Annotated in this window: 13 protein-coding genes; 7 read left to right on the top strand and 6 right to left on the bottom strand. The window is 72.0% G+C overall.

Translation table 11 applies throughout. The features are described from left to right. Nucleotides 1-50 precede the first annotated feature (50 nt). The gene (locus ABZ464_RS44590; RefSeq protein WP_359287654.1) at nt 51-734 is read left to right on the top strand and encodes an ABC transporter ATP-binding protein; all 684 of its coding nucleotides are present in this window, start codon (nt 51-53) and stop codon (nt 732-734) included. A gap of 21 nt (nt 735-755) precedes the next feature. Further along, nucleotides 756-2771 (top strand): FtsX-like permease family protein, encoded by a 2016-nt coding sequence (locus ABZ464_RS44595; RefSeq protein WP_359287655.1) that lies wholly within the window; start codon nt 756-758, stop codon nt 2769-2771. A gap of 317 nt (nt 2772-3088) precedes the next feature. Here the strand turns inward: ABZ464_RS44595 and ABZ464_RS44600 are convergent, their stop codons facing one another. From ABZ464_RS44600 to ABZ464_RS44615, 4 genes are all read right to left on the bottom strand, one after another. Beyond that, on the bottom strand, nt 3089-4273 hold the full coding sequence (locus tag ABZ464_RS44600; protein ID WP_359287656.1) for an ArgE/DapE family deacylase: 1185 nt from the start codon (nt 4271-4273) through the stop codon (nt 3089-3091). A 75-nt stretch (nt 4274-4348) separates the two neighbouring features. Further along, a complete protein-coding gene (locus ABZ464_RS44605; protein ID WP_359287657.1) occupies nt 4349-5623 on the bottom strand; it encodes a M20 family metallo-hydrolase in 1275 nt (424 codons plus the stop codon). 48 nt (nt 5624-5671) lie between these two features. Beyond that, entirely contained in the window at nt 5672-6250 is a 579-nt protein-coding gene (locus ABZ464_RS44610) for a LysE family translocator (RefSeq protein ID WP_359287658.1), read from the bottom strand. Between the two features lie 205 nt (nt 6251-6455). Continuing rightward, complete coding sequence (locus tag ABZ464_RS44615; RefSeq protein ID WP_359287659.1) at nt 6456-7613, bottom strand: diaminopropionate ammonia-lyase; 1158 nt, start codon at nt 7611-7613, stop codon at nt 6456-6458. Between the two features lie 117 nt (nt 7614-7730). Here ABZ464_RS44615 and ABZ464_RS44620 point away from each other — a divergent pair, with 117 nt between their 5' ends. From ABZ464_RS44620 to ABZ464_RS44640, 5 genes are all read left to right on the top strand, one after another. Further along, complete coding sequence (locus tag ABZ464_RS44620; RefSeq protein WP_359287660.1) at nt 7731-8651, top strand: LysR family transcriptional regulator; 921 nt, start codon at nt 7731-7733, stop codon at nt 8649-8651. Nucleotides 8652-8895: 244 nt separating this feature from the next. Next, nucleotides 8896-9258, top strand: a complete 363-nt coding sequence (locus ABZ464_RS44625; protein ID WP_359287661.1) for a metalloregulator ArsR/SmtB family transcription factor — start codon at nt 8896-8898, stop codon at nt 9256-9258. After that, on the top strand, nt 9242-9775 hold the full coding sequence (locus ABZ464_RS44630; protein WP_359287662.1) for an SRPBCC family protein: 534 nt from the start codon (nt 9242-9244) through the stop codon (nt 9773-9775). Before ABZ464_RS44625 ends, ABZ464_RS44630 begins: the two co-directional genes overlap by 17 nt. Further along, the gene (locus ABZ464_RS44635) at nt 9775-10440 is read left to right on the top strand and encodes a dihydrofolate reductase family protein (protein ID WP_359287663.1); all 666 of its coding nucleotides are present in this window, start codon (nt 9775-9777) and stop codon (nt 10438-10440) included. Before ABZ464_RS44630 ends, ABZ464_RS44635 begins: the two co-directional genes overlap by 1 nt. A gap of 28 nt (nt 10441-10468) precedes the next feature. Continuing rightward, nucleotides 10469-11134 carry a hypothetical protein gene (locus ABZ464_RS44640; protein ID WP_359287664.1) on the top strand — a complete coding sequence of 222 codons (666 nt, stop codon included), beginning with the start codon at nt 10469-10471 and terminating at the stop codon, nt 11132-11134. Nucleotides 11135-11198: 64 nt separating this feature from the next. Here ABZ464_RS44640 and ABZ464_RS44645 read toward each other — a convergent pair whose 3' ends face one another. Both ABZ464_RS44645 and ABZ464_RS44650 read right to left on the bottom strand, forming a co-directional pair. Further along, nucleotides 11199-13409 (bottom strand): alpha-galactosidase, encoded by a 2211-nt coding sequence (locus ABZ464_RS44645; protein WP_359287665.1) that lies wholly within the window; start codon nt 13407-13409, stop codon nt 11199-11201. Between the two features lie 184 nt (nt 13410-13593). Continuing rightward, complete coding sequence (locus ABZ464_RS44650; RefSeq protein WP_359287666.1) at nt 13594-15513, bottom strand: pentapeptide repeat-containing protein; 1920 nt, start codon at nt 15511-15513, stop codon at nt 13594-13596. Nucleotides 15514-15683 lie beyond the last annotated feature (170 nt).

The following is a 15683-nucleotide window of genomic DNA, read 5'->3' on the forward strand; positions in this document are numbered from 1 at the left end:
GGCGAGGGTGGAGCCGCATCCTCAACGCTGAGAAGGGCCACGACCACATCATGAGCACCGTTCTGGCCGGGTACGGCCTCGTCAAGAAGTACGGCCCCACCACCGCCCTGGCCGGGGTGGACGTCGAGGTCGGCGAGCGCGACTCGCTGGCGATCATGGGGCCGTCCGGCTCCGGCAAGTCCACCCTGCTGCACACCCTCGCCGGGATCATCCGCCCCGACGACGGCCAGGTGCTGCTGCGCGGCGAACGTATCGACCGGCTCGGCGAGAACCGGCTCAGCGCCCTGCGCCGCAAGCGCTTCGGGTTCGTCTTCCAGTCCGGGCAGCTGCTGCCGGAGCTGCCGGCCGAGGAGAACGTGGCCCTGCCGCTGATGCTGGAGGGCGTCCCGCGCAAGGAGGCCGTCACCCGTGCGCGGCACTGGTTCGCGCCGCTGGGCCTCGAAGGCCTGGAACAGCGCCGCCCCGGCCAGCTCTCCGGCGGCCAGGCCCAGCGCGTCGCGATCGCCCGCGCACTGGCCGTCGAGCCGGACGTGGTCTTCGCCGACGAGCCCACCGGCGCCCTGGACCAGCGCACCAGCACGGAGGTGATCCAACTGCTGACCTCCGCCACCCGGAACACCGGCGCCGCCCTGGTGATGGTCACGCACGACCCCGACGTCGCCGCCCATTGCGACCGGGTCCTGCACGTCCGTGACGGCCGGATCAGCGGCCACAGCCAGTTCACCGTCGCCTGATCCGCAGGAGCAACCACCGCCATGAGTTCCCCCGTTCTGCCCCTGACCTGGCACCTCGCCAGATCGTCCGGCCGTCGCGGCCTGCACTCCCAGCTGCTCGCGGCCGGCGCCGCCGCCGTCGGCTCGTTCCTCCTGCTGATCATGATCGCCTTCTCCCTCGGCGCCGGCGCCCGAGCCGACCACACCACCTGGCGCACCCCCGACGCCGTACCGGCGAAGCGGGCGACCGCGGTCCAGGTCACGACGACGACGTACGCGCGCCGAGAGCCCGTCACGGTCGTGAACCTGGCCCAGCTCCCCGGCCGCAGCCGGACCCCCGCGCCGCCCGGCCTGAGCGCCTTCCCGAAGCAGGGCGAGGTATACGTCTCCCCCGCCCTGGCCGAGCTGCTGCACCGGCTCCCCGCGGGCCAACTCGCCGACCGCTTCCCGAAGGTGACGTCGTACGGCACGATCGGCGCCGCCGGTCTCGCCTCCCCGGACGAACTGGTCGCCGTCGTCGGACGGGCGCCCGGCGACGCGGCCGTCTCCACGTCGGCGGGTGAGCAGAACTTCTACGACGACGGGGTGACGCGGCGCGCATCGGTCTCCGGGTTCTCCGGCAGCAAGAAGAGCCTGTTCACGGGCAACGACCAGGGGACCGTGCTGCTCGGCGTGGTGCTGCTGATCATGCCGGTCGTCGTGCTCGCCTCGGCCGCCGGACGGCTCGGCGCGGCCCGGCGGGAACAGCGGCTCGCCGCACTGCGGCTGGCCGGGGCGACCCCGCGGCAGATCCTCGCCATGACCGCCGTGGAGGCCGCGGGAGTCGGCGCGGCAGGGGCCTTGGCGGGCGCGCTCGCCTACCTCGCGCTGCTCCCGGCGCTCGCGCAGGTGCCGTACGGCGTCGGTGGCTGGTACCCCGGTCAGCTGTGGGTGGGGCTGCCGTGGCTCGCGGCCGTGGTGCCGGCCGTGACGGCGTTGATCACCGTCAGCGCGGTGACGATGCTGCGCCAGGTGGCCACCTCGCCCCTCGGCGTCGCCCAGCAGGCCGACCCGCGCCGCACCCGCGCGATCCGCATGGTGCTGTTCGTCGCCGTCCTCCTCTACATCTGGATGAGCACGGGCGACGGCGGTCAGCTCAAGACCCGGCAACTGCTCGCCCTGCTGGCCCTCTTCTACGGCGCGTTCTGGCTGTTCGGCCCCTGGGTCGTGGACCGGCTGGGCCGGATCGTGGGCCGCCGCGCCACACGCCCGGCCACCCTGCTGGCCGCGCGCCGGCTCAGCGACGACCCGCGCGGGGCCTGGCGTACCGTCAGCGGCCTGGTCCTCGCCGGATTCGTGGCCGGGTTCTTCTCCGTCAGCACTCTGGGCGCCGAGAGCGCCACGCACCAGGGCCAGGTGGCGGTGATCACCGCGAACGCCGCCGAGGCGCGGCACGCCGTCATCGCGGCCCGCACGGCACTGCACCGGGCCGGCGTCACGGCGACCGTCGCCGTGACGAGCGAGGACGACTACGACAGCCTGCTCGGCGGTGTCCCCGGCATCACGGCCAGTGTCTCCGGCGGCCGGGAACGCCTCGACGCCGCCGTCACCGCCCTGACGCCCCTCGGGTCGGGCAGATACCCCGTCACACAGGACTACGTGTCGTCGTCGGACGACACGATCACCGACCGTGTCGCCACCGTCAGCACCGCCACCCTGGTGCTGAGCTTCCTGGTCGCCGCCGCCTCCGCCGGTCTCACGGCCGCCGCGAACGTCCTCGACCGGCGCCGGGTCTACGGCCTTCTGAGGCTGGCCGGCACCCCGCTGGAGGTACTGGACCGGGCCCGGACCCGCGAGACCGTCATCCCCTTGGCCGTCCTGGCCGGCGGCACCACCGCGATGGGCGTCTTCGGCGCCATGCAGCTCAACAAGGCGGCCGGCACCACGATCAACACCACCGGCGCCCTGGAACTGGTGATCTGCGTGGCCCTCGGAGCGCTCGCCATGCTGGCCGCGATCGCCGGCAGCAGGCCGCTGCTGCGGAAGGTCACGGCGAGCCCGGTGCAGACCTCGGACTGACGCCGGGCCGTCATCACCGTGGTCGCCGGCCACCGCGGCGAGAGGGCCCCTTCGTAGCTTCCCCCTTGACGTGTGCCCTGTGCGCCCTCATGTCGCCCCTTGAGCCTCCGGTGGCCGGATTCTTCTGCCGCGCAAGCGGCGCCGGCGGGATCACCGGGACCGGCCCAGGCCCAGCCGCAGTTCGCCCAGGGCCCGCCTGATGAACAAGACGACGACGCCCGCTCCGGCGTAGCAGGCGGTCAGGCGGTCAGGCGGTCATGGTGGTGCACCTTTCGTTTCGTACCGGGCCCGGGTCCCTCCGGGTCCGGCCGCGGGCTTCAGGAACAGAAGTCGGTGAGGGTGGCGGTGAGGATGTCGGTGAGGCGGTCCAGGGAGGCGAGGTCGACGTATTCGGTGTCCGCGTGCGCGCCTTCGCCGTCGACGCCGAAGAGCAGACAGGGGATGCCGGCGCGGTCCAGGAGGGCGCAGTCGGTCCAGAACGGCTCGGCGCGCACCACGGGTGGGTGGCCGAGGGCCTGCTCGGCGTGGTGGGTGAGCGTGCGGACGACGGGTGCCTCGGGGTCGGCCTCGAAGGGCTCGCGGTGCAGGCCACGGGTCAGGTCGTAGTGGAAGTCGGGGACCGTGGCGGTGAGGTGGTCGAGTACGGCGGTCAGTTCGCGTTCGACGCTGTCGGGGCTCTCGCCGGGGACGGTGCGGCGCTCCAGGGTGACGCGGCAGTGCGCGGGGTAGGTGGAGGCTTCCTCGCCGCCGTGGATGACGGAGGCGTGCACGGTTCCGGTGCCCAGGAGTGGGTGTGCCGGGCCCTGCGCGAGGCGTCGGCCCAGCTTCTCCAGGGCGACCAGGAAGTGGCCGGCCTTGGCGATGGCGTCGATACCGAGGTCGGGCCGCGAGCCGTGGGCGGCGCGGCCGTCGATCCGCACGTCGAACCAGACGAAACCCTTGTGGGCGAGGGTGACTTCGAGGTGGCTCGGCTCGGTGACGATCGCCGCGTCGGCGGTGAAGGACTCCAGCACCTCCTCGGTGCCGGAGCTGCCGTGCTCCTCGTCGGCGACGCAGGCGAGGAGGACGTCGCCGCGCAGGGGCCCGCGGGCGGTGGCGCGGGCGGCGGCGACCATCATGGCCGCGATGCCGCCCTTCATGTCGAAGGTGCCGCGGCCGTACATCCTGCCGTCGCGGATCTGCGGGTCGAGCGGGTCGCCGTCGTAGTCGGCGAGACTGACGGTGTCGAGGTGGCCGTTGAGCATGAGGGAGCGGCCTCCGCCGGTGCCGCGGGCGATCGCGACGAGCGAGGGCCGACCGGGGCGCCTCTCCAGGCTGTGGACCTCGAAGCCGCGGGCGGCCAGCCATTGGCCGCAGAAGTCGGCGATGACGGTCTCGCCGGCTCCGCCGGGAACCAGGTCCGGGTTGACGGAGTCGATGGCGATCAGCCTGGCCAGCAGAGCGGTGGGGTCGGCGTCCAGGGGCTCTGCGGCCGCTGGGGTCGAGGCAGTCTCGGGGAGCATGAGGGCCTTCCGAAGTGTGACACCGCCCCGTGAGATCAGGGGCGGGGTGGCGGGGACGGCACGGGGGGGACGGTGCTAGTCCTGGTCGGCCAGGCGCAGGAGGGTGGTGGCGAGGACGTCGACGCCGTGGGCGCAGGCCTCGGGGGTGGAGTACTCACGAGGGTTGTGGCTGATGCCGTCGTACTCGCCGCGTACGAAGATCATGGCGGTCGGGCAGAGCGCGGCGATCTCCTGGGCGTCGTGCCCGGCGCCGGAGAGCAGGGACATGTGCTCCAGGCCGTGGTCGTCGGCGGCCTGTGCGATGACCTTCTGCACGCCCTCGTCGAAGGGGACGTAGGCGGTCTTGGCCAGCCGCCGTGTGGTCAGCGACAGGCCCGGCTGACTGTCCTCCAGATCGCGCAGGAACACGGCCAGGGCCTCCTCTGCCCGCGCCATCTGCGTGTCGTCGGGGTTGCGGAGGTCGACGGTCAGTTCGGCACGGGCCGGGACGATGTTGGTCAGGTCCGGGTGGACGATCAGATGACCGACGGTGGCGCGCAGGTCGCCGTAGTCACCGGAGTCGACCAGCGCACGCAGGTGGACGATGATCTGCGCGGCGGCGAGGCCCGCGTCGGCCCGCAGGTGGGTGGGGGTGGTCCCGGCGTGCGCGGCACGGCCGTGGACGGTGATCTCCTGCCAGGAGATTCCCTGTACGCCGGTGACCACGCCGACCGGGAGGTCGTGCTCGGCGAGGACGGGGCCCTGTTCGATGTGGCACTCGACGTAGGCGTGGGGCGGAGCGAGACGGACGTCCGCCGGGCCGTCGAAGCCGGTGCGGGCGAGTTCGCCGCCGAGGGTGAGGCCGTCCCTGTCGGTCAGGGCGTGGGCGTACTCCAGGGTGAGCCGGCCGGCGGCCACGGCGCTGCCGAGCATGTCGGTGCCGAAGCGGACGCCCTCCTCCTCGGTGAAGATGCCGACCTCGACGGGGCGGCGGGTGCGGATGCCGCGCTCGTTCAGGGTCCGTACGGCCTCGATGCCTCCCAGGACGCCGAGGCAGCCGTCGAAGGCGCCGGCCGTGGCGACGCTGTCGATGTGCGAGCCGGTCAGGACGGGGGCCGCGGTGGGGTCGGTGCCCTCGCGGCGGCCGTAGATGTTGCCCATGCGGTCGATGCGGACGGCGAGCCCGGCCTGTTCCATCCACGCGATGACCTGGCGGCGGCCGGCCGCGTCGGCGTCGGTGAGCGCGAGGCGGTCGACGCCGCGCAGTCCGGTGCGCTCGTCGTCGTACGCGCCGATCTCGGCGAGTTCCATCAGGGACTGCCACAGGCGGTCGCCGTTGACAGTGATCTTGTCGGGGGTGGAGCTCGTCATGACCTGTCTCCCGAAAAGGTGTTTGAAGGGGTGGGTGGTGGTTGCTCTTCAGCCGGAAGCGGTGGCGACCGCGAGGCCGACGCCGATCAGCGTGATCCCTGTGGTCCGGCCGAGCGCACGGTGGATCCGCGGCCTCTGGAGCACCGGCCCGGCCTTGGTCAGCAGGAGCACATAGCCGCCCAGCCAGGCGAGGGTGAGGGTGGTGTGGAGCAGGACGAGGAGCGTCATGGCCCAGGCCGTGGGCAGCAGCCCGGTGTAGGAGACGGCGATCTTCGGGTTGAGGACGTTGCTGACCAGGCCCGTCCGCCACGGGCTCCCGGCAGGAGCGGCCTGCGTCGAGACGGTGGATGCGGCGGGGCGGTGCTGCCACAGAGCCTGCGCGCCCAGGAACACCAGGTAACCGGCGCCGAGGAGCTTGACGGCTGTGTAGGCGGCGAGTACGGCCGCGAGGCCGGCCACCGTCAGCGCTCCCCAGAGCAGGAGCCCCGTCGCGATCCCGCCGATGGTGTGCAGCGCGGCGGCGCGTCCGGCCACGAGCGCACGTCGGGTCACCACGGCCATGTCCGGGCCGGGCACGATGGTCAGCAGGCCGAGGACACCGATCGCGGCCACGAGGTGGGTCAGCATTCCGCCGGCCTCCTGCTGATCGACCCGCTCGATCGGGTCGGAGGTGGGGTCATGAAGGGACGGTGGCTCAAGGCAGAGGGCTTTCCGGTGTCGTGTGGTCGGTGGTCAAGTGATCGGTGGTCGTTCGGTAGGTGGTCGGTAGTAAGTGGTCAGTCGTCGGTGGTCGGTAGTCAGTGGTCAGTGGTCGGTAGTCAGTGGTGAGTGGTCAGTGGTCGGTAGCCAGTGGTGAGTGGTCGTTCGCTAGGTGGTCGGTGGTGGAGTGCGGGTTGGCCGCGGTGCCCTCGGTGCTCAGCAGTACGACCGCCGAGGACGGCCCGAGTCCCAGTGCCGTACGGCGTTCGTCGGCTCCGTTTCCGGTGAGCGCCGCACGCAGACCCGCGAGCGTCGCCGCCCCGCAGGGGCCCGAGGAGACACCGAGAGCGGCGAGGTCGGTGGCCGCGCGGGCGCTGTCGGCGTCCGTGACGGCGACGGCGGCGTCCAGACCGCCGCGCAGGTGGGGCCAGGCGATGCTGGACGGGGTGCCGCAGTTCAGCCCGGCCATGGCGGTCTCGCTCGTGGTGACACTGACGGGCTCGTCGAGGGTGAGGCTTTCCAGGACGCAGGGCGCGGCCTCCGGTTCCACCGACAGCAGCGCCGGGGCTTGTCCCGAGGGGCGGCTGCGGTAGTGGGTGACCACGGCCTGGGCCAAGGACCCCACGCCGACCGGTATGGCGACGAGCTCGGCGCCTTCGACGGCGCCTGCGGTCGCCAGTTGCTCGTCGATCTCGGCGCAGAGCGTGGAGTAACCCTCGACGATCCATCCGGGAATCTGCTCGTACCCCGGCCATGCGGTGTCCTGGACCAGGACCGCGTCCGGCGTGGCGGCCGCCTCGGCCGCCAGGCGCACGGCCTCGTCGTACGACCCCGGGACCTCGGTGACCTCGGCCTGTTCGGCGACGATGGCCGCCACCGCCTGCGGATGCACCCCCTGGGGGACGAACACGTGGGCGTCCTGGCCGAGACGGTGTGCCATGCGGGCCACCGCGCGGCCGTGGTTGCCGTCGGTGGCGGTCACCAGGGTGATCGGGCTGTGGTCCGCGCCGCTCGCGGCGCGCTCGGCAAGGATGCGGTGGACCGCCCAGGACGCACCCAGCGCCTTGAACGCGGGCAGCCCCAGACGGCACGACTCGTCCTTGACGAAGACCCGGCCGACCCCGAACTCCGCCGCGAGCGAAGGGAGTTCGGTCAGGGGGGTGGGCGCGTAGTCGGGCAGCGAGGAGTGGAAGGCCCGCACATCGGAGGGCGCGGGTTCACATCGCCAGGCGCGGGCATCGGGTCGTGCGCACCACGGCAGCAGGCGGGAGGAGGAAGCGTTGTCGGACACACGATCAGGGTCCGCTGGATACATGGGATCGGTCCAGCGAATGTTTTCGACCTATACTCATCGGAAAAACCGATCATTGGAGTCTCGGTTCAGGACGGCGAGGAAAGTGATCCGGCGATGTTCGATCTGCACCGACTGCGCCTGCTGCGTGAGCTCAAGCACCGCGGCACCCTGGCGGCCGTCGCCACAGCCCTCTCCTACGCCCCCTCCTCCGTCTCCCAGCAGCTCTCCCAGCTGGAAGCCGAAGTCGGCGTACCGCTCCTCGAACCGGTCGGGCGGCGGGTGAGGCTGACGGCGCAGGCCGAGATCCTCGTCGCCCACACCGAGGCGATCCTCGAACGCCTGGAACGCGCGGAGGCCGACATCGCCACCTCCCTGACCGAGCTGACGGGCACCCTGCGCATCACCTCGTTCCAGACCGCCGCCCTGGCCCTCGTCCCGGCCGCGCTCGGCCTGCTGCGCGACCGGCATCCGCATCTGCGCGTCCATGTCACGCACATGGAACCGGAGAAGGCCCTGCCCGCCCTGCAGGCCCGCGACTTCGACCTCGTCCTCGCCGAGGAGTATCCCGGCAACCCCAAGCCGCGGCTCGCCGAACTCGAACAGGAGGACCTACTCGACGACCCCCTGCACCTCGCCCTGCCGATGTCGGTCGGCGCAGGGGACACCGAAGGCCCGACGGCGGCGCTGCGCTCCCTCGCCGGCCACCCCTGGGTGATGGAACCCGAAGGCACAGCCGCCCGGCACTGGGCCATGACCCTGTGCCGCGACGCCGGCTTCGAACCCGACGTACGGTTCGAGACCACCGACCTGCTGCTCCACCAGCGCCTCGTCGAGCAGCAACACGCCGCGGCCTTCCTCCCCGAGCTCGTCTGGAGCGGACTGCCCCCGACCGTCCCCCTGCGCCAACTCCCCCGCGGCCGGCGCATACGCCGTATCTTCACCGTCGTACGGCAGGGCAGCAGCCGACACCCCGCCATCCGGGCGTGCCGCGATGCGCTCCGTCGGGCGGTGGGCCTCCGTTCGAGCCAGGCGTAGGTCGACGCACCATTGCCGGGCAGGTCCGGCCCTCGCGACCCGTAGCGATGGTGCGGTGCAAGGGGCCCTGCCTCGTCGGCCATCAAGGGCCTCTTGGTCCGGTGGCCGGGTCCCGGTTCGTCCACCGGTCGGTGTGCCCCTCCCGCCCTCGGGTTCGGGATCTGCCCTGCGAGCCGGATCGGCCCGAGCCGGTCGGTGGTCACACGGACGTTGACGCATGCCGATATAGGCATATGATGGCGCCATGGCACGAGCGGCGACGACCTCGGACACGTTCAACGCGATCGCCGAGCCGCAGCGGCGGGAGATCCTGGTACTGCTGCGGGGCGGCGAACGGCCCGTGACCGAACTGGCGCGGGACCTGGGGATGACCCAGCCGCAGGCGTCCAAGCACCTGCGGGTGCTCCGCGAGGTCGGGCTGGTGCAGGTCCGCGGGGCGGGCAGGCAGCGGCTGTACGGCCTGGACGCCCGCGGGCTCCGGCCGATCCACGAGTGGGTGGGCGGCTTCGAACGGTTCTGGAACGAGACCTTCGACCGACTGGACGAGTACGTGCGAGATCTGAAACAGGGCACGGCAGGAGGAACCACCGATGACGACGACCAGTAGCGGCGGCGCGCCCGACCCCACGACCGCGGACCGCGAGATCATGATCTCCCGGGCCATCGGCGCCCCACGGGAGCTGGTGTTCGCAGCGTTCACGCAGGTCCGGCACCTGTCGCGATGGTGGGGACCGGAAGGGTTCACCACCACGACGCGGTCCTTCGAGTTCCGCGCGGGCGGGGTCTGGGACTTCGTGATGCACGGGCCGGACGGGACCGACTACCAGGAGTGGATCACCTGGACCGAGATCGTCCCGCCGGAGCGGATCGCGCTGGTGCACGGCGAGTCCCGCGAGGACCCCAACGCCTTCGAGTCGGTCCTGACCTTCGAGCCGGCCGGGGAGGATACCCGGATCGTGATGCGCACGGTGTTCCCCACCAAGGAGCTCCGTGAGGAGGCGGTGGAGAAGTACCACGCGATCGAGGGCGGCGAGCAGACACTGCGCAACCTGGCGGCCTACGTCGCCGAACTCACCGGGAACGGGACCGCCCTCGACGCCACACCGAAGGAGGCGAAGAGCTGATGGCCGGGAAGGTGTTCTTCAGTGTGACGATGTCGCTCGACGGCTTCATGGCGCCGGAGGCCGTGCCCGTCGAGGACGTCTTCTCGCCCGAAGGTCAGAACGACCCGAGGGTCCGGCGCTGGATGGCGAAGTGGTCGGAGCTTCAGGCGTGGGTGTTCCCGCAGCGGTGGTTCCGGGAGAACCTCAAGCTCGGCGAGGGCGGCGAGGAGGGGCTCGACAACGACATCGTACGGGCGACATACGAGCGCACCGGCGCGAGCGTCATGGGCAAGCGCATGTTCGACGCCGGCGAGCTGGCGTGGCCGGAGGAGGCGCCGTTTCACACCCCGGTGTTCGTGGTCACCCACACCGAGCGTGACCCGTGGGAGCGGCCGGGCGGCACCACCTTCCACTTCGTCAACGACGGCATCTCCAGCGCACTGGACCAGGCCCGCGAGGCCGCCGGCGACCGCGACGTCCGCATCGCGGGTGGTGCGGAGACGATCCAGGAGTACCTGGACAGCGGCCTGATCGACGAGTTCTCGATTACCGTCGCGCCCGTACTGTTCGGCACCGGCATCCGCCTGTTCGACCGCGTGGACCCCGTCCGCCTGGCCCTCGACCAGACCCGCGCGGAGGCATCTTCCCGGGTGACCCACCTGACCTACACCGTCGGGAAGCGGTAGCCGCATTCGAAGGGACGGGGCCGGTCAGGTGTGGTCGACGAACCTGCTCTCCACCGCCGGCGACTACGCCTACATCAGCGGCGCCACCGGCAGCGGGGCCCTGCTGCCCATGACCCCGGGGCAGCCCGACCTCGTCTTCAGCGACGAGGAGAACGGCCTCGTCGCCGTCGAGCACGGGGACGAGATCCTCTACGCCTCGCTGTACTGGCGGGCCCGCTGGGGCGTCAACCGCCTCGCCCGCGTACACCTCATCGGCGCCGACGGCATCGAGCACTCGGCGACCGTGTGGCAGGACGTCAAGTACATCCCCGACGGCCGTGCACACGCCGAGCGCGACTGGGTCAACTCCGAGTTCGGCGTGGGCGACCTGAACATCCCCGACGGCGGCTTCCCGCCGCCCGGCGACACCCTGCACCAGGCGTTCGCCGGCCAGGTCCTGCCGCTGGCCAAGGCACCCGCCGACGCACCCGACCTCCCCGTGGGCACCGAGAGCCCGTACGCCGGACGCGCCTCCTTCTACCGGTGCGCGTACGGCCCGTACCTGATCGCCATGAACACCACCTCGGACCGCGACCACACCCTCACCACCAAGGGCTTCGGGGCCTCCGTGAACCTGGCCACCGGGGCCGGGGTGAGCGGCAACGCCCAGCTGCGCGTGCGGCCCGGCACGACCGTGGTACTGCGCAGACTCTGACGGAGGCGGTGCCGCCCGCGTCGCTGTCGTGGGCCCGCGCCGCCGTCGGCAGCGCGCGTCACTGTCAGCCGGCCTCGTCGCCGAAGGCGACCAGCACCGCCGACCGCTCGGCCGCAAGCCCCACCCGTAGGACCCGGTCCCGGCCGTCCCACTCGTACGACGGCGCCGGCCCCGCCGTGAACAGCGTCCGCGGCCCGCCGGCCTCGGCGACCCAGGGCAGCGGGAGGGCGACCGTCTCCGGTGCGCCGTCGCGCCGCCACAGGGCCAGCAGGGTCGTGCCGCCGTCGGTGCTCAGGGCCAGGGCCAGCCAGCCGTCGCGCCAGCCGGGCAGGCCCAGCGGCCAGTGCGGCCGGGTGCCCGGCAGCAGGTGGCGGTAGGTCTTGTACGTGTCCACCGCCCGCCGCACCACCTCCGCCTGATCCGGGGTCAGCAGGTCGGGGCGACCGCTGAGGTGGATCCGGCCGAGCAGCGCCGAGACCATCACCATGCCGAGTTCCGCGTCGGTGTGCTCCGGCAGCGGATACGCCCAGATCGCGCCCTGCTCCGGAGTGACCGCGGTGGGCGCGGCCGCCGCGATGGCGGGGAGGAGGCGGAAGTCCTGCTGGTCGGTGACGGAGTGGATGGGCAGCCGGGACAGGATCGCGTGGTCGGTGCGGCTGCCGCCGGCCGCGCAGCTCTCCACGACCAGCGCAGGATGCCGGTCGAGAAGCGCGTCGAGCCAGTCGAGGTAGGCCCGGTTGTGGCCGAGGAGACCGTCGCCCGGTCCCGCGCCGGGGTCGGGGCCGTCGGTGCCGGGGCCGATGTCGATGTTGTAGTCCAGCTTGAGATAGCCGACGCCGTACTCGCCCACCAGACGGTCCACCACCACGTCGAGGTGGCCGCGGGCGGCCGGGTGACGCAGGTCGAGCTGATGGCGGCCCCACTCCGCGAGCCGTACGCCGTCCCTGCGGAAGAACGCCTCGTCCGGGAGGGCGGCGGCGACCGCGCTGCGTACACCGACGACCTCGGGTTCGAGCCACAGGCCGGGCACCATGCCCGCCGCGCCGATCCGGCCGAGCACCTCCTTCAGCCCGCCCGGGAACCGCCGGGCCGACTCCTCCCACTCCCCCGGCGCGTCCCACCAGCCCGGCACCCCGCCGGGGCCCACGACACCGGGCGGCCCGTCGTCGAACCAGCCGGCGTCGACACAGAACACCTCGGCGCCCGCCGCCGCAGCGGCGTCGACCAGCGGCAGCAGCGCCCCGGTGCTCGGCTCGCCCATCAGGCTGTTCATGAAATCGTTGAACACCACCGGCAGGCCCTCGTGGTCCGGATGCGGCCGCCTGGTGGCACGGCGGTGGCGAGTCATCGCGGCGAGGGCGGCCTCGAACCCGCCCGACGCGACGAACGCGACGGCAGCCGGGACCGTGTGGAAGGACTCCCCCGGGGCGAGCCGGCGGCGCCACTGGTGCTCGCGGTCCGTGGGACCCGAAAGGGCCAGGTACACATCACCGAAGCGGTCGCCGAGTTCGGCGTGCCAGGAGCCGTTGTGCTCGATCTGCCACAGCAGGGCACGGCCGGTGCCGGTCCCCTCCAGACAGCCCATGGGCAGGTACTCGGAGGACGACCAGGAGCCCGTGCTGGTCAGGGCGACGCGGTTCTTGGAGCCGGTCTGGCCGAACGCCACCATGCCCACGTCGTACAGGCCCCGTTCGGCGAGAGTGGCCCTGGACCAGCGGAACTCACCGCTCCACGGGTTGGCCGCCGTCCAGAGGGCGAGGCCGTCCTCCCAGCGCCGGCCGTCGCCGAGCTCGCGGGCGAGGTGGGAGAGGGCGAAGGAGGAGACGTACTCCAGGGTGAGGGGGGCGTCGCCGGTGTTCTTCACCTGAGCTTCGGCCCGCAGGACCGGCAGCCCCTCGCGCACCCTGCACACGGCCGTGACCCGCAGCCCGGTGCTCTCGTCGGCCAGGTGCACCCGCAGAGTCAGCAGATCCCCGCCGCACCCGCCCGCCGCCCGCTCACGGACCTCCTCGTGTCCGGCGTAACGCAGGGCCTGCGCGGCGGCGCCGTCCACGTGCCGCTTGCCCGACGTACCGACCCGCCCGCCGCCCGCGGCCTGGACCTCGACCAGAGGCAGAGCGCACCGCGCAAGGCGGGCACACGATTCGGGATCACGCACGGGATCGGGCAGTCCGGCGGCCTGCCCCACCGCCAGCAGCCGTACGGGGCCCGCGGGTTCGTGGCAGAGCAGCAGGGACAGGTCGCGGGTACCCCAGCGCAGGTACGCGGTTGACATGACGGCGGACTCCGTGGGGACGAGGGAGACGACGGGCAGGGATGGAGACCAAGGATAGGAAACGTTTACTGCCCGGACAGTAGTTGTCCGCCCTGTCACCCCGCAACCAGAGGGGAACGAGGAGACGCCGGATCGCCACCAACAAGCGGAAACCGGTCCCAGAACAGGGCGCGTCCAACCTGGGTCAGTCCGCTTCGAGTGCGCTCAGGAGGAGGGTGATGACACGGGTGGCGGCGGACCATTGCTCGGTGGTGAGTTCGGGAAAGCCTTCGGCGACGGAGGCCGGGATGGGGGTGTCCTCGATACGCCGTGCCACGTCGGAGACGAGGATGTCGGTGCCGGTGATCTTCAGCCCGGATGTCTCGCGCTCAGGGGCGTAGGAGGGTCCTGGCACCGTGCCGTACTCCAGGTGCCGGACGCAGGCGAGATTGTCGGGGGTTTCCGAGCCGGCTGTCAGCAGTGCCTTCCGGAATGCGGTGGTGATGCCGGCGGGGGCCGAGGTGCCCCTGGCTCCCAACAGCATCCGGACCAGGTCCTGGGTGGTTCCGGTCGCGCGTACCGAGTCGTCTGCGTGGAAAAGGCAGTGCCGCAGCATCCAGTGGGAGAGTCGGGCGTCGGAGAAGTCGGCGGGGCCGTGGAAGGAGGCGCGTCCGTCGCGCGCGTACGGCAGGCTGAACGACACATCGCCGAACGATGCGCCCGCGAACGTCGTGCTCCCGTGGAACTGCGTACCGGTGAAGTCCCCGTGCGCCAGGCGGCATCCGCTCGCGTCGAAGTCGACGAGTGCGGCTCCGGAGAGCGGTAGACGTATGTCCTCCCAGATCGGCCGGTTGGCGGAGGGGCGCGTGCGGTCGGCGAGCAGCCGCTGGGCGTCCCGCCGCGTTCGTGCTTCGCCGAACTGGGAGGGGGTGAGCGCGAAGACGTCGGCGGTGACGTCGAAAGCCGGCGGAATCCGCAGATACGCGCAGACGGTGTCCACCACACGCTGTCTGAGCTCGGGCTCTGCGTCCCCGAGTTCGCCGAGGATGCGCAGGCCGGCGAGGCGGACCTCGGGGTCGGGGTCGGCGAGCTGGCCGTGGTACGGCGCGACGGACTCGTCGGGGATCAGGCGCTCGCTGCTCCCGTCTTCGGTGCCCGGCGTGGCCGCGGTCCAGCCGAGGGGCCAGACCTGTTCTTCGGCATGGGCGGTGTGGGAGAGCGTGGCGCCGGTGAGGTCGGCTGCGGGCTGCACGAGATGGACCCGTCCACCGAAGACGGCCCGGTGGAACAGCGCCTCGCCGCCGAAGCGCGCCTTCCAGAACCAGGCGGCCATCTCGAACCGGGCGTGAGTGAACGACACCCGGCCGTTGAAACGGGCCCCGTCGCCGCCTTCCTCCCAGCTCTGGTAGTCGTCCTCCAGTACGGCCAGGGGCCAGAGCGGGTCGTCCTCGTTGAGTTCGTCCCAGGCCACGGGACGCCATGCCTCGACCTGCTCCCATGCCGGATCGTCCTCGGGAAGCGTCTCCTCGCCCCGGCCGAACCAGGCGATCCCCCGGAAGCGGGCGCCCGAGAAGTCGGCGTCCGCCCGGAACCTGGTACGCCCGAACACAGCCGTGTCACCGAACCGGGCACCCGCGAAGCGCGCGTCGTGCTCGAAGACCGCCCTTTCGAACAGCGCCTCCCTGGTGAAGCGGGCGCCGTCGAACACGCACGCGCCACGGAAGTGGGCGTCCGCGAAGCGGGCCCGGCCGAAACGGCAGCCGTTGAAGTCGACGTCCGGCAGTACCGCGCCGGTCAGGTCGATGTCGAGGCAGTCCTCGCAGTCGGCACCGCACCCGGCATCGGCCGTGGCACCGGCCGGGACCTGGTCCATGACCGGATGTCGGCGCGCCAGGGCGGCGAGTGTCGCGGCTGCCGCCGCCCGTAGGTCCACGGAACTGTCAACAGCTTGCCCGTCCGGGCCACGCAGGTAGCGGCACACGGCGTCGGCCACGGGTCGCCGCTGCGCGGGATGCGCCCGGGCCAGTCCCTCCAACTCCCGCAACGCAGTGCGGTGTACGCCGATGTCCGGTCCGGTCAAGCGGCCGGCGGCGGACTGATACACCTCGGAGACGTCCGGCTGCATCCTCGTTGTCTCCCTGTCATCGGTCTCTCCGAGGCCCGAACATACCGAACGCATGTCCGGCTGCGTGACTTGGCGTCATGATGTTCAAGATCCTGAGCGGGAGCTTCGAGTCGCTGGTGGGACAAGGACCGTCACCCGGGCTCATCGCTGGGCCGTCCGTTCCGCCGCCG

It is taken from the genome of Streptomyces sp. NPDC005820 (assembly GCF_040630255.1).
Taxonomy (GTDB): domain Bacteria; phylum Actinomycetota; class Actinomycetes; order Streptomycetales; family Streptomycetaceae; genus Streptomyces.